Consider the following 1,453-nt stretch of genomic DNA (forward strand, 5'->3'; position numbering starts at 1 on the left):
TATGTGGACGGCCGTTTAAGCGCAATACCTCACATTGTTCTCCCGATGTCATTTCTAAAACGTATTATTCTACCGGCTGGATGATGAATACCGATTTAACGTGAAGACCCGGTCAGATGCGCTCTTATGTCCGGCCTGTTTATGCGACTTTATGCGCTGGCCATCATGGGTGTGCGCTCACGTGTCAGGCACCAATCTGGTATCACGTGCTCAGGGGCACAGACGGTCGAACGGTATGGCCTGAACTGTTGCTGAATGACTGTCTTCCCATCACGTCGGTTCGTACATACTGCCGGATCTACCGGAGCAAGCTCCGGTGTCCATCGTTCTGCTGGTGCAGGTCAGCCTGCTGAAACACTGACACCAGCCGGACGATAGATCTCTTTACGTGACAACAACGCCCAGATGATACGAGCCATTTTATTGGCAAGTGCAACTGTTGCCAGACGCCTTGGACGACGCGCCATGAGTTCGCATAGCCACTGACCCGCAGCGCTATCCCACTTATGGGCACGATGAAGCATGGCCGTCGCACCAAGAACCAGCAACGTTCTTATCTGCCGATTGCCCGTTTTGGTAATCCTTCCCAGACGGGTTTTACCGCCGGTAGAATGCTGACGAGGCACAAGCCCCAGCCAGGCGGCAAAATGGCGCGCAGAGGCGAAAGAGCCAATATCCGCGACCGAGGCGACAATCAGAGAAGCCGTTATAGGACCGACCCCAGGGATGGTCATCAACCGACGCGCATCGTCATCGCTTTTTGCACGCGCCCGGATCTGCACTTCCAAAGCATCAATGCTCTGAGCGACCTTTTCATAATGCTCAAATAACAACATGGCACTCTGCTTCATGGCAGCAGGCAGGTCGGCTGATGTCTCTATTTTTGCCATCAGTTCTGGCAGATGGCGTGTGCCCAGAGGGGCTATCAGCCCGAACTCGGAAGCAAGAGCCCGTAACGCATTACTCAGCATGGTCTGCTGTTTGACCAGAAGAGCGCGGGCAGAATGCAGTGACAAGACACCTTGCTGCTCTTCGCTCTTGATCGGAACACACATCGTATCAGGATGAGTCGCCGCCATGCAGATCGCAGCCGCATCAACAGCGTCATTTTTCTTGCCTTTTTTGACAAATGATTTGACCCGATCAGGAGGAACCAGTCTGACATCATGACCAATCCTGCTGATCACCCGTGCCCAGTAATGAGCTGACCCGCAGGCTTCCAGAACAACTTCACATGGGTCAAGTTTTGCAAAAAATGCTGAAACTTCACTGCGACCAAGCTTGCGCTTGAAAACGCACTTTCCAATTGCGTCAGCCCCATGAGCCTGAAAAACGGATTTGGCAATATCCAGGCCAATTATGCTAGCTTTCATACGGGCGGTCTCCTCCTGATGGTCAGTGAACCTCCATCATGGCACATTGATGCCGCAGGGAGGCCGTCCACCCCATCTGG

The 1,453-nt window shown here is 53.3% G+C and carries 1 protein-coding gene; it reads right to left on the bottom strand.

All coding sequences use genetic code 11. From position 1 onward, the window contains the following. Window positions 1-341 precede the first annotated feature (341 nt). Complete coding sequence (locus AD944_RS00455) at window positions 342-1,373, bottom strand: IS110 family RNA-guided transposase (protein WP_010511145.1); 1,032 nt, start codon at window positions 1,371-1,373, stop codon at window positions 342-344. Between the last annotated feature and the right edge of the window lie 80 nt (window positions 1,374-1,453).

The organism is Acetobacter tropicalis, assembly GCF_001580915.1.
GTDB lineage: Bacteria > Pseudomonadota > Alphaproteobacteria > Acetobacterales > Acetobacteraceae > Acetobacter > Acetobacter tropicalis.

What these genes read in the sequence shown, in the direction of transcription:
- AD944_RS00455 (WP_010511145.1), bottom strand. Translation starts at nt 1,373, where the DNA reads ATGAAAGCTAGCATAATTGGCCTGGATATTGCCAAATCCGTTTTTCAG.